Source organism: Pseudomonas sp. NUPR-002 (genome assembly GCF_056322725.1).
This window is the reverse complement of record NZ_CM150476.1, coordinates 1619271-1642278: the sequence shown is the minus strand read 5'-3', so window position 1 is coordinate 1642278 and position 23008 is coordinate 1619271. Positions and strand designations below refer to the sequence as shown.

The window sequence follows — 23008 nt, the reverse complement described above, 5'->3', positions numbered from 1 at the left end:
CAACCCGGTGGAAGCGGGCTTGCCCCGCGATGCGCTGCGACAGACAGACCGCAATCGCGGGGCAAGCCCGCTCCTACCGGCAGAGCGCCCAAGTACGTTAAACTCGCGCCACTGCTGTCTGGAGTGACCTATGCGTGATGCACTGAACCAAGGCCTGATCGACTTTCTCAAAGCCTCCCCTACGCCGTTTCATGCCACCGCGGCCCTGGCCCAGCGCCTGGAAGCCGCCGGTTACCAGCGCCTGGACGAGCGCGACAGCTGGGCCACGGTGGCCGGCGGTCGTTATTACCTGACCCGCAACGACTCATCGATCATCGCCTTCAAGCTCGGTCGCCATTCGCCGCTGCTCGATGGTATTCGTCTGGTTGGTGCCCACACCGACAGCCCGTGCCTGCGGGTCAAGCCGCAGCCAGAGCTGCAGCGCCAGGGTTTCTGGCAGCTGGGCGTGGAAGTCTACGGCGGTGCCTTGCTGGCGCCGTGGTTCGACCGCGACCTGTCGCTGGCCGGGCGCGTTACCTTCCGCCGCGACGGTAAGGTTGAAAGCCAGCTGGTCGACTTCAAACTACCGATTGCGGTGATCCCCAACCTGGCGATTCACCTCAACCGCACCGCCAACGAAGGCTGGCCGATCAATCCGCAGACCGAGCTGCCGCCAATCCTGGCCCAGGTTGCCGGTGACGAGCGCGTCGACTTCCGTGCTCTGCTGACCGACCAACTGGCGCGCGAGCATGATCTGAACGCCGACGTGGTGCTGGACTACGAGCTGAGCTTCTACGACACCCAAAGCGCCGCCGTGATCGGCCTGAACGGTGAGTTCATCGCTGGCGCCCGTCTCGATAACCTGCTGTCGTGCTACGCCGGCCTGCAGGCCCTGCTCAACGCCGACAGCGACGAAACCTGCGTACTGGTGTGCAACGACCACGAAGAAGTCGGTTCCTGCTCTGCCTGTGGCGCCGATGGCCCGATGCTGGAGCAAACCCTGCGCCGCCTGATGCCCGATGGTGACGACTTCGTCCGCGCCATCCAGCGCTCGCTGCTGGTTTCGGCCGACAACGCCCACGGCGTGCACCCCAACTATGCCGACAAGCACGACGGCAACCATGGGCCCAAGCTCAATGCCGGGCCGGTGATCAAGGTCAACAACAACCAGCGCTACGCCACCAACAGCGAGACGGCGGGCTTCTTCCGTCATCTGTGCATGGCCGAAGAAGTGCCAGTACAGAGTTTCGTGGTGCGCAGCGACATGGGTTGCGGCTCGACCATCGGCCCGATCACCGCCAGCCACCTGGGTGTGCGTACTGTGGATATCGGCCTGCCGACCTTCGCCATGCACTCGATCCGCGAGCTGTGCGGCAGCCATGACCTGGCGCACCTGGTCAAGGTGTTGACGGCGTTCTACCGTAGTCGCGATTTGCCTTGAAGTTATCGCGGGGCAAGCCCGCTCCTACCGCAATGTAGGAGCGGGCTTGCCCCGCGATAGAGACCTCTACTGACCTCAGTCAGCCTCCCCCACACCGATACCCGCTATGCTTGCAGCATAAATCCGTACCCAAGGACCTTGCCGCATGTCAGCTTTTCAATCCCTGTTCCTTCCGGTCATCGCCGGCCTGATTCTGCTGACCGTTGGTTTCAGCATGCGCGACCGCAACATCGGCGTGTTCATGATGTGGATCGGTACCCTTGGCATGATTGGCATCATGTGCTGGAAGATCCTCGAGAAACTCAACTGACAAATACACTACACTCGGGCGATTGATCGTTGTGAGGTTGATTGTCCGGTGTCCGCTTTTTTCCGTGTTCTGACTGTTTGCCTGGCGTTATTGATCCTGGCCCCGGCCCACGCCGCAGGCCTGCCGAGCCTGCTCGGCGGGAGTAAAACTCAGCCCGAAGCGACTGAGCCTCTGGCCCAGTCGCTGGACGAAGTCATCAAGAACCTGGAGAACGACCAGCAACGCAGCAAGCTGCTGGCCGACCTGAAAAAGCTGCGCGACAGCACCAAACAGGCGCAGCCGGCTGCCGAACAAGGTGTGCTGGGGCTGATCGGCACCACCTTCTCTGAGCTGGAAAAACAATTCAGTGGCGACGCCAGCCCGCTCACCCGCTGGGGCCGGGAACTTGAACTGGCCAAGATCGAATTCGACGCACGCCTGGTACCGATCAAGGAGTTACCGCCGATCCTGTTCGGCTTTGCGGCAATCATTGCCCTGTGGAGCCTGCTGGCCTATGCCTTGAACTGGATCGGCCATCAGGTACGCCTGCGTTTTGGCCTGACCGAAGAATTGCCGCAACACCCCAGTACCTGGGACCTGGTGCGCTTTGCCTTGCGTAAACTCGGGCCCTGGCTGGTCGCCCTGGTCATCACCGTATACCTGAGCTTCGCCCTGCCCTCCTCGCTGGGTAAGTCAATGGCCATGGTGCTGGCCTACGCCCTGGTCGTGGGTACATGCTTCTCAGCCATCTGCGTGATCGCCTTTTCATTACTCGATGGCCCGCATCGCCATCGCGCCTTGCATATCCTCCGCCATCAGGCCTTCCGCCCGCTGTGGCTGATCGGCAGCTTCGCCGCCTTTGGCGAAGCGATGAATGATCCACGCATGGCTGGCGCGCTGGGCGATCACCTGGCACATACCCTGGCAACGCTGGCCAATATCCTCGCCGCGCTGTCTACCGGGCTGTTCATCCTGCGTTTCCGCCGCCCCATTGCCCACCTGATCCGCAATCAGCCACTGTCCCGGCGCCTGACCCGGCGCGCCCTGAGCGATACCATCGAAATCCTCGGCACCTTCTGGTACCTGCCGGCCCTGGTGCTGGTAGCGATCTCGCTGTTTGCCACCTTCATCTCCGCAGGTGATACCAGCACCGCGCTGCGCCAGTCGCTGATGTGCACCGTGTTGCTGATTCTGTGCATGGTCATCAACGGCCTGGTGCGCCGCCATGGGCTCAAACCACAGCGCGCCAACCGCCGCCATGCAGTGTATGGCGAACGCCTGCGCAACTTCGGCTATACCCTGGTGCACATGGCCATCTGGCTGGTGTTCATCGAGCTGGGCCTGCGCGTTTGGGGCTTCTCTCTGATCGGCTTCACCGAAGGCGAAGGCCATGAAGTCGCCGTCCGCCTGCTCGGTCTGGCCGGCACCCTGATCGCCGCCTGGTTGGTGTGGATTCTCGCCGACACCGCCGTTCACCATGCCTTGACCCGCTCGCGCAAAGGCCTGGCCAATACCCGCGCGCAAACCATGATGCCGCTGATCCGCAACGTGCTGTTCGTGGCCATCTTCATCATTGCGGTGATCGTTGCCCTGGCCAACATGGGCATGAACGTCACCCCGCTGCTGGCCGGTGCCGGCGTGATCGGTCTGGCCATCGGCTTCGGCGCCCAATCGCTGGTCGCCGACCTGATCACCGGCCTTTTCATCATCATCGAAGACTCCCTGGCCATTGACGACTATGTCGATGTCGGCGGCCACCTCGGCACGGTCGAGGGCCTGACCATCCGTACCGTGCGCCTGCGCGATATTGACGGCATCGTCCACACCATCCCGTTCAGCGAAATCAAAAGCATCAAGAACTACTCCCGCGAGTTCGGCTACGCGATCTTCCGCGTGGCGATCCCGCACAGCATGAACATCGACCAGGCCATCAGCCTGATTCGCGATGTTGGTCAGAAGCTGCGCAACGATCCGTTGATGCGCCGCAACATCTGGTCGCCGCTGGAGCTGCAAGGGGTGGAAAGCTTCGAATCCGGGTCGGCGATTCTGCGGGCGCGCTTCAAGACTGCGCCGATCAAGCAGTGGGAGGTGTCACGGGCGTTCAACCTGGCGCTCAAGCGCCAGCTTGATGAGGCCGGGCTGGATCTGGCGACGCCGCGGTTGTCGGTGCAAGTGATTACGGCGGGCGGAGGAAGCACGGGGGATGCGGCCGGGTAGGAGCGAGCTTGCCCCGCGATGCAATGTGTTAGGCAAACCACAATCGCGGGGCAAGCTCGCTCCCACTGAGATGTCAGCCCGCCTCGGCGCGGATGCGAATGGCGTCGTGGCGCCAATACTCCAGGTCACAGTCGATCAGGCGCCCATGCTGGTCGCTGTTGACCCGGGTGATGTGCAACCCCGGACTACCCGCTGATACCTTCAAAGCCTGGGCCGCAGCCACCGGCAACGCGGTGGGCAGGATTTCGAAGCGCACCTGGCCATAGCGAATCGCGTAGTGCCGCTCATACAGTTCGGTCAGTGACTGGCTCAGATCACACGCCAGAATCCCGGGGAAAAACTCAGGGTTCAGGTAATGCTCGGCATACAACACGGCCCGCCCGTCTATGCGCCGCAAGCGGCAAATCTGGATCACGCTGGACAACGGCGGCAACTGCAAGCGCGCGCACACCGCTGCAGTCGCCGGTTGCAGGCGAGCCGACAGCAGTTCGGTCGCCGCCTCTCGGCCCTGGGCGCGCACCATGGCATGAAAATGACTGCGCTCAATCAAATCGTAGGTCAATCGCTCGGGGGCCACGAACCAGCCGCGCCGCTCTTCGCGGTAAATCAAGCCACGCGCCTCCAGTTGCACCAAGGCCTCGCGCAGGGTGATGCGCGTGGTGTCGAACACCTCGCTCAATTTGCGCTCAGCAGGCAACTTGCAGCCAGGCGCCAACAGGCCATGCTCAATCTGTTCCTGCAGGGCATGGCAGATAGCTGTTACTGCTCGCGGTGGCAGTGATTGCATCAAAGGTTACCTATCTGGACTAGTCCAGCCCCAACAAAGCGCACAAACGCGCGACACCAGGGCTCTGAGAATAGTGCAAGCCTAGGTTGCGCAGATGAACGTCCGATGACAGGACCGCTGATATCAGTGATGAAATTTCTTACAACAAGCATGCCAAGACCTTGCGGATCAAGCACTTGAAACTGGTCTAAGCTCTATTTCCAGGGTTGACAGACGAGCCTGAAAACGAACCTTCGACATCAAACTGTCATGCAACACGCCTACCTTGGCTCGGGTATTGCTGACCTAGACCAACCGAATCGCAACGACGTCCAACAACCATTCGCGTTTTGCAAGGCACCCACCAAGGAGCTTCGGATGAAACAGCTTTTTCTGGCATCACTGTTAGGTTCAACCATCGCCCTGTGCACTTCGGCCATGGCCGCCGACACCGACCTCAAAGCCCTGGAAGACGCCGCCCGTAAAGAAGGCACCGTCAACAGCGTGGGCATGCCCGATGCCTGGGCCAACTGGAAAGGCACTTGGGAAGACCTGGCGAAAAAGTACGGCCTCAAGCACATGGACACCGACATGAGCTCGGCCCAGGAAGTGGCCAAGTTCGATGCTGAAAAAGACAACGCCAGCGCCGACATCGGTGACGTCGGCGCCGCCTTCGGGCCGATTGCCGTGGCCAAAGGCGTGACCCAGGCGTACAAACCCAGCACCTGGGAGCAGATCCCGGAGTGGGCCAAGGATAAAGACGGTCACTGGGCCCTGGCCTATACCGGTTCCATCGCTTTCATCATCAACAAGCAGTTGGTGAAGGAAGCCGACATGCCTAAAACCTGGCACGACCTGGAGAAAGGCAAATACAAGGTCGCCATTGGTGACGTCAGCACCGCCGCCCAGGCAGCCAACGGCGTGCTGGCAGCGGCCATTGCCTACAAGGGCGACGAAAAGAACATCGAGCCGGGCTTGCAGTTGTTCACCAAATTGGCGCAACAAAAGCGCCTGTCGCTGGCCAACCCGACCATCCAGACCCTGGAAAAGGGTGAAATCGAAGTGGGTGTGGTCTGGGACTTCAACGGTCTGAGCTATCGCCAGCAGATCGACCCCAAGCGCTTTGAGGTGCTGATCCCCTCTGACGGCTCGGTGATTTCCGGCTACACCACCATCATCAACAAATACGCCAAGCACCCGAACGCCGCCAAACTGACCCGCGAGTACATCTTCAGCGATGCCGGGCAAATCAACCTGGCCAAGGGGCATGCCCGCCCAATACGCGCCGAGCACCTGACCCTGCCAGCCGATGTACAGGCCAAACTGCTGCCGAATGAGCAATACAAAGCAGTGCAGCCGATCAAAGACGCCGCGGCCTGGGAAGCGACCTCCAAGAAGCTGCCACAAATGTGGCAGGAGCAAGTGATTATCGAGATGGAGTGATTCTTGATCGCGGGGCAAGCCCGCTCCCACTCGAGAAGATATGTGGGAGCGGGCTTGCCCCGCGACAAGGCCACCACAGCATTGCGGAGAAGCCATGAACCACAACGTCATCCTGGTCCTGCTCGATGGTCTCAACCATCAGGTCGCCCACCACGCCATGGGTCATCTGCACGCCTATGTCGAGGCCGACCGTGCGGCCTTGTACCGCCTGGAATGCGAACTACCGGCACTGTCGCGCCCGCTGTACGAATGCATCCTCACGGGCGTAACGCCTATCGACAGCGGCATCGTGCATAACAACGTCAACCGCCTGTCCAACCAGCGCAGCATCTTCCACTACGCCCGTGAAGCGGGGCTGGGCACTGCGGCGGCGGCCTATCACTGGATGAGCGAGCTGTACAACCGCTCGCCCTTCGACCCCGTGCGCGACCGCCACACCCATGCACCCAAGTTGCCGATCCAGCACGGCCTGTTCTACTACGCCGACCATTACCCGGACTCGCACTTGTTCGCCGATGCCGAATACCTGCGCCGTCGTCATGCGCCGAATTTCCTGCTGGTGCACCCGATGAACATTGACGACGCCGGTCACCGCCACGGTCTGGACAGCAGCCAGTACCGTAACAGCGCGCGCAGCGCCGACATTCTTCTGGCCGACTACCTGCACACCTGGTTGCAAGACGGCTATCAAGTACTGGTCACCGCCGACCACGGCATGAACAACGACCGCTCGCACAACGGCCTGCTGGCCGAAGAGCGCGAGGTTCCGCTGTTCGTCTTCGGTGATGCCTTCAGCCTGGACCCTGCGGCCAAACCGCTGCAAACCGAACTGTGCGGCACCGTCTGCGAACTGCTCGGTGTGCCCCACGACAAACCGGTGTGCCGGGAGCTGCTCAAGTGAATTCAATCAAACGCGCCAAGTGGCTGGCGGCGCTGTGCCTGCTGCCGTTTGCGCTGTTCTTCATCATTTTCCAGATCGCGCCACTGGCCTGGGTGGCGATCCACAGCCTGCAGGCTGAGAGTGGCTGGGGCTTGGCCAACTTCACCAAGGTGTTCGAATCCAGGTTCTATCGCCAGGCCATCCAGCACAGCCTGGAGATCAGCTTCTGGTCGAGCCTGTTCGGCATCCTCATCGCCATTCTCGGCAGCTATTCGTTGCGCAAGGTCGATTCGCGCCTGCGTGATTTCGTCAACGCCTTTGCCAACATGACCAGCAACTTTTCCGGAGTGCCGCTGGCCTTTGCCTTCATCATCCTGCTTGGTTTCAACGGCGCCTTGACCCTGCTGCTGAAGCAGGCCGGCATCATCGAGGACTTCAACCTCTATTCGAAAACCGGGCTGATCATTCTCTATACCTACTTCCAGATTCCGCTCGGCGTACTGCTGCTCTACCCGGCATTTGACGCCTTGCGCGAAGACTGGCGCGAGTCGGCCGCACTGCTCGGCGCCAACGCCTGGGAATACTGGCGGCACATCGGCCTGCCGGTGCTGACACCCGCTCTACTGGGTACCTTCGTGATCCTGTTGGCCAATGCCCTGGGCGCCTACGCCACGGTATACGCCTTGACCACCGGCAACTTCAACGTGCTGCCGATCCGCATTGCCGCGCTGGTGGCCGGCGATATTTCCCTGGACCCTAACCTGGCCAGCGCCCTGGCGATGATTCTGGTGGGCTTGATGACCCTGGTGACCGTCGTCCATCAATGGCTGTTGAAGAGGAGCTACCATGTCGCGCGCTGAACCCGGCAGCAGCCGCCTCTACCATCACCTGGTGGTGTACCTGCTGTTCATCATCCTGTTGTTACCGCTGGCTGGCACCCTTCTGTATTCATTGGCCACCAGTTGGTCGGCGAGCCTGTTACCCAGTGGCCTGACCTTCAAATGGTACCTGGCGCTGTGGAGTGATCCGCGCTTTCTGGCCGCCTTCGGTCAATCGCTGCTGGTCTGCGTTGGCGCCTTGGTACTGTCGGTTGTACTGATCCTGCCGCTGCTGTTCGTGGTGCATTACCACTTCCCGCGCCTGGATGCGCTGATGAACATCCTCATCCTGCTGCCCTTTGCGGTGCCGCCGGTGGTGTCTTCGGTGGGCCTGCTGCAGCTGTATGGCTCTGGCCCGATGGCCATGGTCGGCACGCCGTGGATCCTGATCGGCTGCTACTTCACCGTCGCCCTGCCGTTCATGTACCGCGCCATTACCAACAACCTGCAAGCGATCAACCTGCGCGACCTGATGGACGCCGCCCAGCTCCTCGGCGCCAGCACCTTCCAGGCGGCGTTCCTGGTGGTGCTGCCCAACCTGCGCAAGGGCCTGCTGGTCGCCTTGCTGTTGTCGTTCTCGTTCCTGTTCGGCGAGTTCGTGTTCGCCAACCTGCTGGTCGGCACCCGCTACGAAACCCTGCAGGTGTACCTGAACAACATGCGCAACAGCAGCGGCCACTTCAACAGCGCCCTGGTGATTTCCTATTTCCTTTTTGTGCTGGTGCTGACCTGGGCCGCCAACCGCCTGAACAAGGACAAGTCCTGATATGAGTTTTGTCAGCGTACAGAATCTGCAGAAAAGCTATGGCGGCAGCCCGGTGTTCAACGACATCAACTGCCAGATCCAGCGCGGCGAGTTCGTCACCCTGCTCGGCCCTTCCGGTTGCGGCAAGTCCACCCTGCTACGCTGCATCGCCGGCCTGACATCGGTCGACAGCGGCAAGATCCTCCTCGACGGCAACGACCTGGTGCCACTGAGCCCGCAAAAACGCGGGATCGGCATGGTGTTCCAGAGCTATGCCCTGTTCCCCAACATGACCGTGGAACAGAACGTCGCCTTTGGCCTGCGCATGCAGAAGGTCAACGCCGATGACAGCCGCAGCCGTGTGCGCGAAGCCTTGCACATGGTGGAACTGCAAGACTTCGCCAGCCGCTACCCGCATCAGTTGTCCGGCGGCCAATGCCAGCGCGTGGCCCTGGCCCGCTCACTGGTGACCCGGCCACGCCTGCTGCTGCTCGACGAGCCGCTGTCGGCACTGGATGCGAGGATTCGCAAGCACCTGCGCGATCAGATCCGCCAGATCCAGCGTGAGCTGGGCCTGACCACCATCTTCGTGACCCATGACCAGGAAGAAGCGCTGACCCTGTCAGACCGCATTTTCCTGATGAACCAGGGCCGCATCGTCCAGAGCGGCGATGCCGAAACCCTCTACACCGCACCGGTAGACGCGTTCGCCGCCGGCTTTATCGGCAACTACAACCTGCTCGATGCCGACAGCGCCAGCCGCTTGCTGCAACGCCCGGTAAGCGGCCGCCTGGCGATTCGTCCGGAAGCTATCGCCCTGAGCCTCAGCGGCGAGCTGGACGGCCTGGTGCGCAGCCACAGCCTGCTTGGCAACGTCATCCGCTACCGGGTCGAAGCCCGTGGCGTAGAATTGTTGGTCGATGTACTCAACCGCTCGTCCGCCGATCTGCACCCGGACGGCCAGCGGGTATCCTTGTCGATCGATCCCACCGCCCTCCGCGAAGTCGCCTGAGGGTTGCACAGGAGTTTTTCAGAACATGGCACTCGCGATTTTCGATCTGGATGAAACGCTGATTCACGGTGACTGCGCTTCGCTATGGAGCGCGCAGATGGCCCGCCTGGGCTGGGTCGATGGCGAAGCGTTCCTGCGCCAAGACAAAGAGCTGATGGACGCCTACAGCAAAGGGCTGCTGGCCATGGAGGACTATATGACCTTCAGCCTGGAACCCCTGATCGGGCGTACCCCGGAAGAAGTTGAACACCTGGTAGAACCGTGGGTGGAAGACTTCATCGAACCGATCATCTTCAGTGACGCGACCCAAGCCATCGCCAAGCACCGCCATGACGGTGATCGCATTCTGGTGATTTCGGCATCCGGCACACACCTGGTACGGCCGATTGCCGCGCGTCTGGGCATCGATGAAATCCTTGGCATCGAATTGCAGGTTGAGGGCGGCGTTTACACCGGCAAGACCGAGGGCGTACTGACCTACCGTGAAGGCAAGATCACGCGCTTGTTGGAATGGCTGGATCAGGAAGAAGAGAACCTCGAAGGCGCGAGTTTCTATTCGGACTCACGCAACGACCTGCCGCTGTTGCGTAAGGTGGACTTCCCGCATGTGGTCAACCCGGACCCGGCATTGCGCGAAGAAGCCGAGAAAAATGGCTGGCCGATCCATAACTGGAGCTGATTGCCTCCCGATGGGAGCTTAATGCTGTTCACTTAAGCATTTACGGCCGAGGTTGGTGCTGGATCTTTGAGCTTATCCATTTGCTGTGGTGACTGTGCTGGCCCCTTCCGCCTTTACGGCGACCTCCTTTTTTCTTGGAAAAAGGAGGCAAAACCGCTCGCTCCTGCATCCGGCCCTACGCTGCGCTTCGGGTTCCTTCGCTCCGGCATTGCTCCCGTGAGGACCGCGCTAACGGGCCATCCATGGCCCGAAGCGCTTGACGGGTTCCTGCCCGTCACCTCACTACGCAATACCTCCACTCAGCCTCCTGAAGTCGCAAATCGCGGCGCCTGAACTAACGCGCACGCAAAGCAAAAGCAAAGCGACAAGCGACAAACCTACAAGTCCCCCAGCCGTCACTAGCGAAGCTAACGTCAACCCAGGCGCCGCCCGTAACTTAGCGACTTCAGGAGGCCGGGTGGAGGTGACTGGAGGGCCAGGTGCGCAGCACCCTTCGGCTTAGCCGAAGGCGCGAGATGTAGACTTGCGAAGCAAGTCGTAGGCCGCGCGGGCCTGGAAGGCACCGGAGCCGAGGGGACCCGGAGCGAAGCGTAGGGCCGGATGCAGGAGCCGGCGGTTTTGGTTCCTTTTGCCAAGACAAAAGGGACCCGCCGTAAAGGCGGAAGGGCCAGTGGTACCAATGGATAAGCCCACACAACAATAGGCCACCCGTACAGTTGTTCCACCTAAGTGAACAGCATTACAGAGCGGGCTTGTTGTGCGGGCTTGCCCCGCGATTGCGGTATACCTGACACACCGCAATCGCGGGGCAAGCCCGCTCCTACCAACTACACCAGGCTGTCGTCGATCACCAACACCAGCTTGCCCGACACCTGATTGCTCGCAAGCTCGGCAAACGCCGCTTCGGCATCCTTGATCGGGAACGCTTTGGCCAGTTGCGGCTTGAGCCGGCCTTCAGCGAACAACGGCCACACCTGCTGACCCAGGTCGCTGAGCAAGTCAGCCTTGAACTGATCATCACGAGTACGCAGCGTCGAGCCCACCACCTGCACGCGCTTGCTCAGCAGTTGCGCCAGGTCCAGTTCAGCCTTGCGCCCGCCCATCAGACCAATGATCACCCAACGGCCATCGCGCGCCAGCAGTTTGAGGTTGAGCTCGGCGTAGTTGGCACCGACCGGGTCGAGAATGACATCGAATGGCCCGAAATCGCTCAGGCTGTTCAGGTCTTCACCCCGCACCACGCCAGCAGTGGCGCCCAACCCTTCGCAGTAGGCCAAGCGCTCAGCCGAGCCGACACTGACCCAGCACGGGCTGCCAAAGGCCTTGCACAGCTGGATCGCCGCCGACCCTACGCCACTGGCACCGGCATGCAGCAACACTTTCTCGCCAGGCTTCAGCGCGGCCAGCTGGAACACATTGAGCCAGGCCGTGGCGTACACCTCCGGGATCGCCGCCGCTTCCTGCAGGCTCAGGCCTTCAGGCACCGGCAGCACATGACGGCCATCCACCACCACTTCTTCAGCCATGCCGCCACCCGCCAGCAGCGCACAGACCCGATCACCCACCTGCCAGGACGAACCCGCCCCGACTTCGGTGATCACCCCGGAACACTCCAGGCCAAGAAACTCGCTGGCCCCTGGCGGTGGTGGATAGAGCCCGGCCCGCTGCAGCAGATCGGCACGATTGAGGCCTGCGGCAGCCACTCGAATTCGTACTTGACCGATATCGCAAGCTGGACTTGTCGTCGCAACCCACTCCACATGTCCGTCAACGCCTTGCAATGCCTTCACAGTGCCTCCATAGTTGAGTCATGACTGAGCCCGAAGCTGTAGCCCCGGGCTTTTTGCATTATGCGTCCAGTTCTTCTGGAACTGGCGAATTCAAAGACGGCCTAATATGCGTGATCAATTGTCCCTACGTCGAATCAGCATGAAGCATTTTTTGCCAAGCACCACCCTCGCACTGTTGATCGGACTGGGCACCCTGCCATTGGCAGGCACTGCATGGGCCAGCAACAGCTGGGATAAACTCCAGCCCGATCGCGACGAAGTCGTCGCCAGCCTCAACGTCGTTGAGCTGCTCAAGCGCCACCACTACAGCAAGCCGCCGCTCAACGATGCGCGCTCGGTGATCATCTACGACAGCTACATCAAGCTGCTCGACCCGGCCCGCAGCTACTTCCTGGCCAGTGACATCGCCGAGTTCGACAAGTGGAAAACCCAGTTCGACGATTTCCTCAAAAGCGGCAATCTCGACCCCGGATTCACCATCTACAAGCGCTACCTGGACCGGGTCAAATCGCGTCTGGACTTCGCCCTGGCCGAGCTGAACAAAGGTGTCGATAACTTCGACTTCACCACCAAAGAAACACTGCTGGTCGACCGCAAAGACGCGCCGTGGATCAAAACCCAGGCCGAACTCGACGACCTGTGGCGCAAACGTGTCAAAGACGAAGTACTGCGCCTGAAGATCGCCGGCAAAGAGCCCAAGGCGATCCAGGAACTGCTGACCAAGCGCTACAAGAACCAGCTGACGCGCCTGGATCAGACCCGCGCTGAAGACATCTTCCAGACCTACATCAACACCTTTGCCCAGTCTTACGACCCGCACACCAACTACCTGTCGCCCGACAGCGCGGAAAACTTCGATATCAACATGAGCTTGTCGCTCGAAGGTATCGGCGCCGTGCTGCAAAGCGACAACGATCAGGTCAAGATCGTCCGCCTGGTGCCGGCTGGCCCTGCCGCCAAGACCAAGCAAGTGGCCCCGGCTGACAAGATCATCGGCGTTGCCCAGGGCGACAAAGAAATGGTCGACGTGATTGGCTGGCGCCTGGATGAAGTGGTCAAGCTGATCCGCGGGCCGAAAGGGTCGGTGGTACGCCTGGAAGTGATCCCGGCCAGCAACGCCCCGAACGACCAGACCAGCAAGATCGTGCCAATCACCCGCGAGGCGGTGAAGCTGGAAGAACAAGCGGCGAAAAAATCCGTGCTGAAACTCAAGCAGGATGGCCGCGAGTACAAGCTGGGTATCATCGAGATCCCGGCCTTCTACCTCGACTTCAAAGCGTTCCGTGCCGGCGATCCTGAGTACAAGAGCACCACCCGTGACGTGAAGAAGCTGCTTACCGAGCTGCAGAAAGAAAAAGTCGACGGCGTGGTCATTGACCTGCGCAACAACGGCGGCGGCTCCCTGCAGGAGGCTACCGAACTGACCAGCCTGTTCATCGACAAAGGCCCAACCGTACTGGTACGCAACAGCGATGGCCGCGTCGACGTGCTGGAAGACGAAAACCCTGGCGCGTTCTACAAAGGCCCGCTGGCCTTGGTGGTCAACCGCCTGTCGGCCTCGGCGTCGGAAATTTTCGCCGGTGCCATGCAGGACTACCATCGCGCCTTGATCCTCGGCGGCCAGACCTTCGGCAAGGGCACGGTGCAAACCATTCAGCCACTCAACCATGGTGAGCTGAAGCTGACCCTGGCCAAGTTCTACCGGGTTTCCGGGCAGAGCACCCAGCACCAGGGCGTGTTGCCAGACATCGACTACCCGTCGATCATCGACACCAAGGAAATTGGCGAAAGCGCCCTGCCTGAAGCCATGCCATGGGACACCATCCGCCCGGCGATCAAACCTGCGGTCGATCCATTCAAGCCGTTCCTGGCCCAGCTCAAGGCACGGCATGACAGCCGCACCGCAAAAGATCCGGAGTTCGTCTACATCCGCGATCGCCTGGCGCTGACCCAGAAGCTGATGAATGAAAAAACCGTCAGCCTCAATGAAGTCGAGCGCCGTGCCCAGCACGCGGATATCGAAAGCAAGCAACTGGCCCTGGAAAACACCCGCCGTAAGGCCAAGGGCGAAGAGCCGCTCAAGGAACTGAAGAAGGAAGACGAAGACGCGCTGCCCGCCGAGCCGGACGATACCAAACCGGAAGACGACGCCTACCTGGCGGAGTCGGGGCGGATCTTGCTCGACTACCTGGGGCTGAACGCGGCAGTAGCAAAGAACAACCCGTAAACAGGTGATGGCAAAATAATGTGACTGTGCCTCTATTGCGTCATTAAACAGTCACGATTCTGTCGTGAAATAAGGGACTGAGCGCCGCTGGCCTCAGTCCCTTTTTTTCAAGGTAGTGCCGCCATGACCGTGACCGAACAGCTCAGCGCGTTGAGCACCATTCTTGCTCAAAGCAGCGTGCATAGCCTGTTCCAGCCGATCGTATGCTTGTCTGAGCGGCGCATCCTCGGTTACGAAGCCTTGAGCCGCGGCCCGTCCAACAGCCCGCTGCACTCACCGATCAATCTGTTTGCGGTGGCCCGCCAGGCCGGGCGCCTGACCGACCTGGAAGTGGCCTGCCGGGAAAGCGCCTGCCGCCGCTTCAGCCAGCAACAGCTGGAGGGCAAGCTGTTTCTCAACGTCTCGCCAGAATCGCTGCTCGAACCCCAGTACCAATCCGGGCGCACCCTGAAAATGCTCCACGACATGGGCCTGCCACCCAGCCGGGTGGTCATTGAGCTGACCGAGCAAACCCCCACCGACGATTTCCAGCTACTGTTCAATGCCCTGCACCACTACCGAGACATGGGTTTTTCCATTGCCCTGGATGACCTGGGTGCTGGCTATTCAAGCCTGCGTTTGTGGTCGGAGCTGCGCCCGGACTACGTCAAGATCGATCGCCACTTCATCGACGGTATTCACCTGGATGCGGTCAAGCGCGAGTTCGTCGGCTCTATTTTGCAAATAGCCCGTGCCTCACGGGCCCAGGTAATCGCCGAGGGCATCGAGCTGGCCGAAGAGCTCAAGGTGCTGACCGAGATGGGCGTCGACCTGGTTCAAGGCTACTTGCTGGGTCGCCCGCAAGAGCATCCCTCGCGGGATATCCAGCAGATGCTCGGCACCCCGGACCGTGGCGTTCAGGTGCTCAACGAGGACACCGGCAACCTCGCGGCGCTGCTCAACGAACAACCTGCTGTCACTCAGGACACCCCGACGGCACAGGTGCTGGAGCTGTTTCGACGCCAGGCCAACCTCAACTCCATGGCGGTGCTCAACGAACGCCGCCAACCCTGCGGCATCGTCCATCGCCACTCGCTGTCTGATGCCCTGCTCAAGCCGTTCGCTACCGACTTGTTCGCCCGCAAGCCGATCAGTCGGCTGATGAGCGACGACTTTCTCGCCGTGGAGCTGACGCAGTCGCTGCAACAGGTCAGCCGCCTGCTCACCAGCCGCGCACGCCAGCGCATCGAAGAAGATTTCATCATCATCCACAACGGTCGCTACCTGGGCCTGGGCCGGGTCATCGATGTGCTCAAGCTGATTACCGAACAGAAGATCCAGCAAGCACGCTACGCCAACCCGCTTACCTTGCTGCCTGGCAACGTGCCGATCCAGCAATGCCTGAGCCGTTTGCTGCAACAGCAACGCGAGGCCGCCATCTGCTATGTGGATATCGACAGCTTCAAGCCCTTCAATGACATCTACGGCTACGCCCGCGGCGATGAGGTCTTGCTGTGCCTGGCCCAGTGCTTGAACGAACGGGTCGACCCCAATCATGACTTTGTCGGTCATATCGGTGGCGACGACTTCATGCTGGTGCTCAGCTCTGCGGACTGGGAGCTCAGGTTGCAAATGCTACTGGAAGACTTTCAGAAGCAGTGCCGACGCTTCTACCGCCCCGAGCATGTGCAGGCGGGCTGTTTTGTTGCGCTCAACCGCCAAGGGCAGCGTCAGGAGTTCGCCCTGCTGTCGCTGTCGATTGGTGTCGTGAAATTGCGCGCAGAAGCCTGCGCCAGCCTCGATGCCGGGCATCTGGCGGAACTGGCGTCAAAGGCCAAGCACCACGCCAAAGACCATGCCGGTTTCAGCCTGTACCTGATCGATACCGCAGCAACCGCTCAGGCCTCTTCTTTTTCCGGGTAGCTGTACTCGAACACCCTGACCACTTCCGAAGCGTGCCAGGAAGCCGCCGCCATACCATCCGAGGGCCCGGAAAAACGTCCGAGGCGCTCAACGCACTCGAAGAAGCCGGTGCGCGGCAAACGGCTGGCCCCCTGGCTGATAACCAACGAGCTGCGCAGCGGTTGCTCGGCACGGGCATCCAGCGCCGCCAGATGCTCCAGCGCGGCGGTGAGCGTCTGCATGGCGGGGCTGGGCAACTGCAGGCGCTCGAGCAGGGCGCGGTAGGTAAGAAGATGGCGTTGGCGACGGGCCAGGTCCAGTTCGCCCAGCAAGCCCTCCCAGTGCTGGCGGCTGATCCGTACGCTACTCACGATGGCTCACTCCAGCCGACGACGCCTAGCTCCCAGGCCAGGCTGCGGCGAATCGCGGCATCCGGCTGACGCTCGCCGCTTTCGATCAGGGCCAGATACACCGGGCTGATACCGACGCTGCGCGCCAGTTGCTCGGCGCTCAGCCCTTTGCCCTCACGCAAACGCGCCAGCTCGCTGAAGTTCGGCAAGCTGGCGCTTTCTGGAGGGGCTGGCGGTGTCTGTGCAACAACCGCTGGCTCAAGCTGGCCAGCGGCTTTCAGTAATGCCTGATACTGCTCCCAGGGTACAACCGCATACTCGGGTTGACCGTCCCGGCTGATGACCTGAATACCCATTACAACCCCTCTTGTAGGATTACTGGATGTAATCTGTAGGCATAATCCTTATGCCAATTATATTACCAGCCAACAGAGGTGTGCAGGGGCCTGATGTAATTAGCCTTTTGGCTGCTCCAGACGCAGGGCTTCCGGGGTGGCGGGCAGGCGTTCAACCACCCGCAGTTTTTCTGGCGCCTGACGATTGCGCCAGGCGCTGAAAGCGGCCAATTCATCAGACACGGCCTTGAGGACCCAGGCCAGTACCGCGATGTCATCGAGAAGGCCGACACCCAGCAACCAGTCTGGGATGGCATCGATCGGGCTGACAAAATACAGCAGCCCGGCGACCACGGTGACCAATGCTTTGGGGCTGATGGTGCGGTACTCGCCGCGCCACCAAGCCAGGCACAGCGCCTGCATCAGACGCACGTCTTCACGCAGCTTGCCGAGCCGGGGCCCTTTACGCGCCACGGCAAAAATCAGTGCCGGCAGACGACCCCGGCTAAGCAGTCGCTCAGCCAGCGGTAGAAAACGGGCGAAGTTCCACGGTGCTTTCATACAGCCTCCTGGGCCGACACGGGGGAAATGTTATCCACATTATTTGTGGATAACCTTGTGAACAGAGCCACTTTTGCAGCTCAGGGCGCCCGCCGGGCAAGGGCTGGGCTTAAATCGGGCGTTTTTTACACACCTGTTTCAATGGCGCAAACGTTTTACCCATCCTGCACCTTTTCCGTGGCACTTGCAGCAGTTCTGACCGCTGTTGCCCCCATGGGTTCGAGGCGGTTACAGAAACGACAACGCCCCGTCGAGACGGGGCGTTGTCTGAACAGCGCGCAGATTACTCGGCAGCGCTATCGGCTTCAGGCTTGCCCTGATCCTTGATACCCAGCAGTTCCAGTTCGAAAACCAGGACCGAGTTGGCCGGAATCATCGGGCTTGGGCTTTGAGCGCCGTACGCCAGGTCAGACGGGATGAACAGCTTGTACTTCTCGCCAACGTGCATCAGTTGCAGGCCTTCAACCCAACCTGGAATCACGCCGCTGACCGGCAGGTCGATCGGGCTGCCACGCTCAACCGAGCTGTCGAAGACCTTGCCATCGATCAGCTTGCCTTCGTAGTGAACGGTGACCACGTCAGTCGGCTTTGGCTGAGCGCCATCGGCCTTCTTGATCACTTCATACTGCAGACCGGAAGCGGTGGTAACGACACCGGCTTTCTTGCCGTTTTCTTCTAGGAACTTCTTGCCGGCGGCAGCCGACTCTTCGCTCATCTTGGCCAGGCGCTCTTCAGCGCGCTTTTGCAGGGCAGCAAAGGCTTCAACCAGTTCTTCGTCCTTGATCTTCTGCTCTTTCTTGCCGACAGCATCTTCGATGCCTTGAGCAACCGCTTTTGAATCAAGGTCGTCCATGCCTTCCTGAGCCAGGCTTTTGCCCATGTTCAGGCCAATACCGTAGGAGGCTTTCTGTGCCGGCGTCTTGAGCTCTACGCTGGTCTGCGAATCGCAACCCGCCAGGACCAGACCAACCAGGGCAACCGCAGCCGCCAACCGATGCTGTTTCATGCTATTTCCTTGTTCATGCGCCAATAGGGCAATCGAGTAAAGCCGCGAGCTTATCAGGCGGCCACAACCAATGGCTACCGGCATGAGAGCAAGAAAAGCCGGATAAGTTCAGCCAGGTAAAACCTTCTTCATACCGAGCTGCAGCCAGTGGCCAGTATTGACGGGACAACGCCGTTGGGCAACTTGATTACCGAGGTTTTGTAGCTGTTTGTAAGATTGCCTCTCTTTCATGGATAGCTGCCGTCGCGGTACTGCCCCGCCACTTCCCGCAGCACCTCGCACAACCAGCGCGCCGCCAGGCTCTGCGGCAGCGCAGCGTTGCTACAAATACCCACCGAACCGCCCGGTTCCTGGACGCCCAGGTCCAGCTCGCACAACTCGCCACGGCCCAGATCGACACGCACCGCATCACGCGGCGCCACCCAGACTGCGTCGCTGCTTTGTACATAGCGGCGGCTCAAGGCCGGCGAAAGGGTTTCCAGGCGTTGCGCAGGCTGTTCGATGGCGCACTGCACGAACAGGCTGTCGGCATGCTTGCGAATGGTGGTGCCGGCCAATGGCAGCACCAGCGGATAACGCCCGAGCAGACTGCGCTCGATTGGCTTGTGGGACAGCAATGGATGCCCGGGGCGCACCACCAGCGACATCGATTCACTGTACAGGTGCTCGAACATCAGGCCCTGAATTTGCGGGCTGTCGGTCATGCGCCCGATGACCAGATCCAGCTCGCCGACGTGCAATTGTGCCAACAGGTGGGCACTCGGCCCGGTCGCGACACTCACCACCAGTTGCTCATGGCGTTGATGCAGGCGGCACAGCACCTCTGGCATCAGCAGACTTTCGACGGTAGACAGCACGCCGATCCGCACCTGCGGCGGTGCATGCTGTTCACCGCGCAAGCTGCTTACGCCTTCGCGCAAGGCTTGCACGCTGGGCCCGGCGTAGCGCATGAAATGCACCCCGGCAGCGGTCAATTCGACGCCCTGCTTGCTGCGTTCGAACAGCCGGGTTTGCAGCAGGTCCTCAAGCTCCTTGAGGGTTTTGGAAATCGCCGGCTGACTAATCGCCATGGCATCTGCCGCCTTGGCGAAACTGCCCTGGCGGGCAATTTCGAGAAAGCACAGCAGATGGCGGAATTTGATGCGGGTATCGAGGTTCATGCCCCAGAGTCTATAGGAGCATGCACCACTGTGGGAGCAACTGCCTTGCACTGACCCAATCGCCGACAAGGCCGGCTCCTACACACCGATAATTGTGGGAGCGGGCTTGCCCCGCGATGCTATATGCCTGCCGCACTGCAATCGCGGGGCAAGCCCGCTCCCACCAGTAGTTGCGCCTACAGGGCGATTTCTACTTGCTCGCCGGTGATCCGTACCGGCCAGACCTGCAAGGCCTGCTGCGGATCTTCCAGGCAATGCCCATCGTTCAGGCTGAAATGCTGTTTGTACAACGGCGCGGCTACCACCAGTTCGCCCTTGAGCTGGCCAACCAGGCCACGGCCGATGACATTGGCCCCGGACTTGGGGTCTTGGTTATCGATCGCAAACACCGGCGTGTCCTGCTCCGGCAGGTAGAACAGCGCGACTTGACGGCCTTCAAACCACACCACCACCCCCGATTGCGCAACCAGATCCTGGCGGCTACAGACCACTTGCCAGTCATGCGTTTGCAGGTTTACAGCAACAGTGGACAGGCTCATCACAGCACCTCTTCAGTGGTTGGAATCAAATGCAGTTCAGCCGCCGCTATCGGCCTGCGCTGGCCGCGTTCACGGACAAAATGCACACCAGGGTCTGGCCGTTGGTCGTTGACGAAGGTTCTGAAGCGCTTGAGCTTTTCCGGGTCTTTAAGGGCGTTGGCCCATTCGCACTCGTAACGATCGACCACCAGTTGCATCTGCGTCTCAAGCTCGGCGCCCAGGCCCAGGCTGTCGTCGATGATCACCTGCTTGAGGTAGCCCAGCCCGCCTTCCAGGCTCTCGCGCCATACCGAGGTGCGCTGCAGTTTGTCGGCGGTGCGGATGTAGAACATCAGCAGCCGGTCAATCAGGCGAATCAGCCCGGCATCATCCAGGTCGGTGGCGAACAGCTCGGCATGCCGCGGACGCATGCCGCCATTGCCGCAGATGTACAGGTTCCAGCCTTTTTCGGTGGCAATCACGCCGATGTCCTTGCTCTGCGCTTCAGCGCATTCACGGGTACAGCCGGAGACGGCGAACTTGAGTTTGTGCGGTGAGCGCAAGCCCTTGTAGCGGTCTTCCAGGGTCAGGGCCATTTGTACGCTGTCTTGCACGCCGTAACGGCACCAGGTGCTACCAACGCAGGACTTCACCGTGCGCGTGGACTTGCCGTAGGCATGACCGGTTTCAAAACCGGCGTCGATCAGCTCGCTCCAGATCGCCGGCAATTCGTGCAGTTGCGCGCCAAACAGGTCGATGCGCTGGCCACCGGTGATCTTGGTGTAGAGGTCGTATTTTTTCGCCACCTGACCGATAACGATCAGTTTCTCCGGGGTGATCTCGCCACCAGGAATCCTCGGCACCACCGAGTAGGTGCCGTTTTTCTGCATGTTGGCCATGAAGGTGTCGTTGGTGTCCTGCAACGGCACCAGCGATGGGTCCATGATCGGCTGGTTCCAGCACGAGGCGAGGATCGAGCCGATGGTGGGCTTGCAGATATCGCAGCCGACGTGGCCGCGACCATGGCGGGCGAGCATCTCGTCGAAGCTAAGGATGCCTTCGACCCGCACCAAGGCATAGAGCTCTTGCCGGGTGTAGGCGAAGTGCTCGCACAGGCTCTTATCGACGCTGACCCCACGGGCAATCAGTTCATGTTCGAAGACCTGCTTGAGCAATGCCGCACAACCGCCACAACCGGTGCAGGCCTTGGTTTGCTGTTTGAGCGCTGCCAACTCACCACAACCGTTGTCGATGGCGCTGCAGATCGCGCCTTTGCTGACGTTATGGCAGGAGCAGATGGTGGCAGTGTCCGGCAACGCGTCGGCCCCCAGCGCAGGGGCGCCGGCGGTTTGCGGCAGGATCAAGGCGGCTGGATCTGCTGGCAGGGCAATGCCGTTTTGGACGTACTGCAACAGCGTGTCGTAGTAGCTGTTGTCGCCCACCAGTACCGCACCGAGCACGCGTTTACCGCTGGCATCGACCACTAGGCGGCGGTAAGCCGCATTGGCTTCGTCGATGAATCGGTAGCTGCGCGCCCCCGGTGTTGCGCCATGGGCATCACCAATCGAACCAACGTCGACGCCCAGCAGTTTGAGCTTGGTCGACATATCGGCGCCTGCAAAACCGGCGCCGCTCTCACCGGCCAAGGCTGCAGCGACATTGCGGGCCATGCTGTAGCCGGGCGCCACCAGGCCAAACACACTGCCGTTCCATGAGGCGCACTCACCGATGGCGTAGATGCGCGGATCGCTGCTGCGACAGTCGCTGTCGATCACCACGCCGCCGCGGGCGGCCACTTCCAGGCCGCTGCTGCGGCCCAGGGCATCTTGCGGGCGAATACCGGCGGAAAACACGATCAGGTCAGTCTCGATAAATTCGCCGCCCTCAAAGTTCATGCGGTAGCGATACTCGTCACCTGCCACCACGGCCTGGGTCGCCCGCGATACGTGTACGCCGACGCCCAGCGCCTCGATCTGCGCCCGCAAGGCCGCGCCACCTTCAGCGTCCAGTTGCACCGGCATCAAACGCGGGGCGAACTCCACCACATGGGCTTGCAGGCCCAACGACTTCAGCGCATTGGCCGCCTCCAGGCCAAGCAGACCACCGCCGACCACCACCCCACGCCGGGCGTTGGCTGCCGCTGCGCGGATGGCATCGAGGTCATCAAGGGTGCGATACACCAGACGCGACGCCCCCTCGCAGCCATCGATCGGTGGCACAAAGGGATAAGAGCCGGTAGCCAGAATCAGTTGGTCGTACCGGTAGCGCCCCCGCGAGGTCAGCACCTCGCGGCGCTGGCGATCAATTTCCAGCACCGCTTCGTTCAGGTGCAGGGTAACGCCATGCTCGGCATACAACCCGGCACTGCTCAGGGCCAGGGTTTCAGCGTCTTTGCCGCTGAAGTACTCAGACAGGTGAACACGGTCGTAGGCACGCTGAGGCTCTTCACCGAACACCCGCAGTTCGTAGCGACTCAAGGCGCCCCGCTCGATCAATTGTTCGACGCAGTGATGCCCAACCATGCCGTTGCCGACGATGATCAGTTTTTGCCGTTGGGCGATGGTTGTTGCTGCATTCATAGCCGATCCTCACTCAAGGCCATTCACGGTGGCGGTGCTGCTGGGGCGTGCCCCGAAAAAACAAAAAAGGCGCCTGGAGCCGAAGCTCCAGGCGCCTTTGCCTGGTCGTTTTATGTGGTTCCACCTGCAGATCGCCATTGACCTGCGGGAACGTTGTAACGGTACAAAAGCAGGGAGCGTGCCAACTGCCAAAGCCTTTAAAACGGCGGTTTCTACTGTTTCAGCCAGTCAATGACGACCCAGCCTGGTGCAGCGTTCCCTGTTATGGGGCG

21 protein-coding genes are annotated in these 23008 nt (G+C 60.9%); 12 read left to right on the top strand and 9 right to left on the bottom strand.

Annotated features, from left to right (window positions below; translation table 11 throughout):
* Nucleotides 1-130: 130 nt before the first annotated feature.
* The 3 genes from ACVWSC_RS07605 to ACVWSC_RS07595 all read left to right on the top strand — a co-directional run bounded on the left by ACVWSC_RS07605 (nt 131) and on the right by ACVWSC_RS07595 (nt 3926).
* A complete protein-coding gene (locus ACVWSC_RS07605) occupies nt 131-1420 on the top strand; it encodes a M18 family aminopeptidase (protein ID WP_442112882.1) in 1290 nt (429 codons plus the stop codon).
* Nucleotides 1421-1565: 145 nt separating this feature from the next.
* Nucleotides 1566-1730 carry a hypothetical protein gene (locus tag ACVWSC_RS07600; protein ID WP_442112880.1) on the top strand — a complete coding sequence of 55 codons (165 nt, stop codon included), beginning with the start codon at nt 1566-1568 and terminating at the stop codon, nt 1728-1730.
* A 48-nt stretch (nt 1731-1778) separates the two neighbouring features.
* Nucleotides 1779-3926 carry a mechanosensitive ion channel family protein gene (locus ACVWSC_RS07595; protein WP_442112878.1) on the top strand — a complete coding sequence of 716 codons (2148 nt, stop codon included), beginning with the start codon at nt 1779-1781 and terminating at the stop codon, nt 3924-3926.
* Nucleotides 3927-3999: 73 nt separating this feature from the next.
* Here the strand turns inward: ACVWSC_RS07595 and phnR are convergent, their stop codons facing one another.
* A complete protein-coding gene (phnR, locus tag ACVWSC_RS07590) occupies nt 4000-4713 on the bottom strand; it encodes a phosphonate utilization transcriptional regulator PhnR (RefSeq protein WP_442112876.1) in 714 nt (237 codons plus the stop codon).
* Between the two features lie 357 nt (nt 4714-5070).
* On the opposite strand from phnR, the gene ACVWSC_RS07585 reads away from it, so the two are divergent.
* The 6 genes from ACVWSC_RS07585 (at nt 5071) to ACVWSC_RS07560 (ending at nt 10329) form a co-directional block, all read left to right on the top strand.
* On the top strand, nt 5071-6135 hold the full coding sequence (locus tag ACVWSC_RS07585) for an ABC transporter substrate-binding protein (protein WP_442112874.1): 1065 nt from the start codon (nt 5071-5073) through the stop codon (nt 6133-6135).
* Between the two features lie 94 nt (nt 6136-6229).
* Nucleotides 6230-7036 carry an alkaline phosphatase family protein gene (locus tag ACVWSC_RS07580; protein WP_442112872.1) on the top strand — a complete coding sequence of 269 codons (807 nt, stop codon included), beginning with the start codon at nt 6230-6232 and terminating at the stop codon, nt 7034-7036.
* 5 nt (nt 7037-7041) lie between these two features.
* Complete coding sequence (locus tag ACVWSC_RS07575) at nt 7042-7875, top strand: ABC transporter permease (RefSeq protein WP_442114270.1); 834 nt, start codon at nt 7042-7044, stop codon at nt 7873-7875.
* On the top strand, nt 7862-8659 hold the full coding sequence (locus tag ACVWSC_RS07570) for an ABC transporter permease (RefSeq protein ID WP_442112870.1): 798 nt from the start codon (nt 7862-7864) through the stop codon (nt 8657-8659). The genes ACVWSC_RS07575 and ACVWSC_RS07570 overlap by 14 nt, the downstream gene beginning before the upstream one ends.
* A 1-nt stretch (nt 8660) precedes the next feature.
* Nucleotides 8661-9650: an ABC transporter ATP-binding protein gene (locus tag ACVWSC_RS07565; protein ID WP_442112868.1), complete on the top strand. Its 990-nt coding sequence runs from the start codon at nt 8661-8663 to the stop codon at nt 9648-9650.
* 25 nt (nt 9651-9675) lie between these two features.
* A complete protein-coding gene (locus ACVWSC_RS07560; protein ID WP_442112866.1) occupies nt 9676-10329 on the top strand; it encodes an HAD family hydrolase in 654 nt (217 codons plus the stop codon).
* An 827-nt stretch (nt 10330-11156) separates the two neighbouring features.
* Here the strand turns inward: ACVWSC_RS07560 and ACVWSC_RS07555 are convergent.
* The gene (locus ACVWSC_RS07555) at nt 11157-12119 is read right to left on the bottom strand and encodes an NAD(P)H-quinone oxidoreductase (protein WP_442112864.1); all 963 of its coding nucleotides are present in this window, start codon (nt 12117-12119) and stop codon (nt 11157-11159) included.
* A 139-nt stretch (nt 12120-12258) separates the two neighbouring features.
* Between ACVWSC_RS07555 and ACVWSC_RS07550 the strand changes: the two genes are divergently transcribed.
* Complete coding sequence (locus ACVWSC_RS07550) at nt 12259-14346, top strand: carboxy terminal-processing peptidase (RefSeq protein ID WP_442112862.1); 2088 nt, start codon at nt 12259-12261, stop codon at nt 14344-14346.
* 123 nt (nt 14347-14469) lie between these two features.
* Entirely contained in the window at nt 14470-16248 is a 1779-nt protein-coding gene (locus tag ACVWSC_RS07545) for a bifunctional diguanylate cyclase/phosphodiesterase (protein ID WP_442112860.1), read from the top strand.
* On the opposite strand, the gene ACVWSC_RS07540 is transcribed toward ACVWSC_RS07545, so the two are convergent.
* The 7 genes from ACVWSC_RS07540 to nirB form a co-directional block, all read right to left on the bottom strand.
* Nucleotides 16224-16598, bottom strand: a complete 375-nt coding sequence (locus tag ACVWSC_RS07540) for a hypothetical protein (RefSeq protein WP_133215943.1) — start codon at nt 16596-16598, stop codon at nt 16224-16226. The genes ACVWSC_RS07545 and ACVWSC_RS07540 overlap by 25 nt on opposite strands.
* Nucleotides 16595-16933 (bottom strand): helix-turn-helix domain-containing protein, encoded by a 339-nt coding sequence (locus ACVWSC_RS07535; RefSeq protein ID WP_442112857.1) that lies wholly within the window; start codon nt 16931-16933, stop codon nt 16595-16597. The genes ACVWSC_RS07540 and ACVWSC_RS07535 overlap by 4 nt, the downstream gene beginning before the upstream one ends.
* A 99-nt stretch (nt 16934-17032) precedes the next feature.
* On the bottom strand, nt 17033-17473 hold the full coding sequence (locus ACVWSC_RS07530) for a YkvA family protein (protein WP_442112855.1): 441 nt from the start codon (nt 17471-17473) through the stop codon (nt 17033-17035).
* Nucleotides 17474-17756: 283 nt separating this feature from the next.
* Nucleotides 17757-18479, bottom strand: coding sequence for an FKBP-type peptidyl-prolyl cis-trans isomerase (locus ACVWSC_RS07525; protein WP_442112853.1), 723 nt, complete (start codon nt 18477-18479; stop codon nt 17757-17759).
* A 227-nt stretch (nt 18480-18706) separates the two neighbouring features.
* The gene (pcaQ, locus tag ACVWSC_RS07520; protein ID WP_442112851.1) at nt 18707-19639 is read right to left on the bottom strand and encodes a pca operon transcription factor PcaQ; all 933 of its coding nucleotides are present in this window, start codon (nt 19637-19639) and stop codon (nt 18707-18709) included.
* A 176-nt stretch (nt 19640-19815) separates the two neighbouring features.
* Entirely contained in the window at nt 19816-20178 is a 363-nt protein-coding gene (gene nirD, locus ACVWSC_RS07515; RefSeq protein ID WP_442112849.1) for a nitrite reductase small subunit NirD, read from the bottom strand.
* Nucleotides 20178-22736, bottom strand: a complete 2559-nt coding sequence (gene nirB / locus ACVWSC_RS07510; RefSeq protein WP_442112847.1) for a nitrite reductase large subunit NirB — start codon at nt 22734-22736, stop codon at nt 20178-20180. The genes nirD and nirB overlap by 1 nt, the downstream gene beginning before the upstream one ends.
* Nucleotides 22737-22764: 28 nt before the next feature.
* Between nirB and ACVWSC_RS07505 the strand changes: the two genes are divergently transcribed.
* Nucleotides 22765-22971 carry a hypothetical protein gene (locus ACVWSC_RS07505; RefSeq protein WP_442112845.1) on the top strand — a complete coding sequence of 69 codons (207 nt, stop codon included), beginning with the start codon at nt 22765-22767 and terminating at the stop codon, nt 22969-22971.
* Nucleotides 22972-23008: the final 37 nt, after the last annotated feature.

Excerpts from the sequence above, each read along its gene's own strand:
- ACVWSC_RS07535 (WP_442112857.1), bottom strand. The coding sequence starts at position 16,933 with ATGGGTATTCAGGTCATCAGCCGGGACGGTCAACCCGAGTATGCGGTT.
- ACVWSC_RS07585 (WP_442112874.1), top strand. The coding sequence starts at position 5,071 with ATGAAACAGCTTTTTCTGGCATCACTGTTAGGTTCAACCATCGCCCTG.
- ACVWSC_RS07600 (WP_442112880.1), top strand. The coding sequence starts at position 1,566 with ATGTCAGCTTTTCAATCCCTGTTCCTTCCGGTCATCGCCGGCCTGATT.
- ACVWSC_RS07525 (WP_442112853.1), bottom strand. The coding sequence starts at position 18,479 with ATGAAACAGCATCGGTTGGCGGCTGCGGTTGCCCTGGTTGGTCTGGTC.
- nirB (WP_442112847.1), bottom strand. The coding sequence starts at position 22,736 with ATGAATGCAGCAACAACCATCGCCCAACGGCAAAAACTGATCATCGTC.
- ACVWSC_RS07605 (WP_442112882.1), top strand. The coding sequence starts at position 131 with ATGCGTGATGCACTGAACCAAGGCCTGATCGACTTTCTCAAAGCCTCC.
- pcaQ (WP_442112851.1), bottom strand. The coding sequence starts at position 19,639 with ATGAACCTCGATACCCGCATCAAATTCCGCCATCTGCTGTGCTTTCTC.
- phnR (WP_442112876.1), bottom strand. The coding sequence starts at position 4,713 with ATGCAATCACTGCCACCGCGAGCAGTAACAGCTATCTGCCATGCCCTG.
- ACVWSC_RS07580 (WP_442112872.1), top strand. The coding sequence starts at position 6,230 with ATGAACCACAACGTCATCCTGGTCCTGCTCGATGGTCTCAACCATCAG.
- ACVWSC_RS07560 (WP_442112866.1), top strand. The coding sequence starts at position 9,676 with ATGGCACTCGCGATTTTCGATCTGGATGAAACGCTGATTCACGGTGAC.
- ACVWSC_RS07570 (WP_442112870.1), top strand. The coding sequence starts at position 7,862 with ATGTCGCGCGCTGAACCCGGCAGCAGCCGCCTCTACCATCACCTGGTG.
- ACVWSC_RS07550 (WP_442112862.1), top strand. The coding sequence starts at position 12,259 with ATGAAGCATTTTTTGCCAAGCACCACCCTCGCACTGTTGATCGGACTG.
- nirD (WP_442112849.1), bottom strand. The coding sequence starts at position 20,178 with ATGAGCCTGTCCACTGTTGCTGTAAACCTGCAAACGCATGACTGGCAA.
- ACVWSC_RS07530 (WP_442112855.1), bottom strand. The coding sequence starts at position 17,473 with ATGAAAGCACCGTGGAACTTCGCCCGTTTTCTACCGCTGGCTGAGCGA.
- ACVWSC_RS07565 (WP_442112868.1), top strand. The coding sequence starts at position 8,661 with ATGAGTTTTGTCAGCGTACAGAATCTGCAGAAAAGCTATGGCGGCAGC.
- ACVWSC_RS07545 (WP_442112860.1), top strand. The coding sequence starts at position 14,470 with ATGACCGTGACCGAACAGCTCAGCGCGTTGAGCACCATTCTTGCTCAA.